The organism is Leisingera sp. ANG-M1 (assembly GCF_000813745.1).
GTDB lineage: Bacteria > Pseudomonadota > Alphaproteobacteria > Rhodobacterales > Rhodobacteraceae > Leisingera.
Window position 1 is genome coordinate 1 of sequence record NZ_JWLC01000076.1, and the last position, 624, is coordinate 624.

Consider the following 624-nt stretch of genomic DNA (forward strand, 5'->3'; position numbering starts at 1 on the left):
CGGCGGTGCGGACATCCCGCTCCGTATGCACGTGAATATCCTCAGCTCCCGCCGCTTCCGCCGCGCCGCGGGCCTCTTGCGTCAATGCTGCCTCCAACGCAGCCATCGCCTCATCGGCGCTTTGGAAATCCTCCGGCCCGCTCTCAAGATGCACCCGGAACCGGCCTTCGGACGGCGCGGTCACGGTGCCGCTGCGCCGCATGGTGATCCGGCCCACCACCGCGCCGATGGCATTGGCCACGCCGGCATGCTCTGGCAGGATCATCCGGCAATGCAGACGCTCTCCAACCGCCGGGTAATAGCTCGGCGCCGAGGCGCCCAGCCCCACAACATCCACATTCACTGACGCATCCAGCGCCAAGAGCCCCCGGTGCTTGGCCAGCCCCTTCTGCATCAGCACATGCCGCGCCAACTGGTCCGCAGGCAGGCCGAAGTCTTCTGTCTCTTCTGCAAAAGCAGACTCTAACAAGGTCAAAGCCGTCTGCTCTGTCAGCTGATCAATGATCATCTGCGCCAGAGTTTCAGCATCCTTTGCCACCATGTCACCGCTGCCCAGGCGCTTACGCGCCACCAGCGTCATTGCTTTCTCTGCTGCCTCACGGTCCCAGGCATCCACCCGGCCCA

Annotated in this window: 1 pseudogene; it reads right to left on the minus strand. The window is 64.4% G+C overall.

Annotation, left to right across the window (positions count from 1 at the left end):
- Positions 1–624: pseudogene (locus tag RA19_RS25425) on the minus strand (hydantoinase/oxoprolinase family protein); the annotation flags it as partial.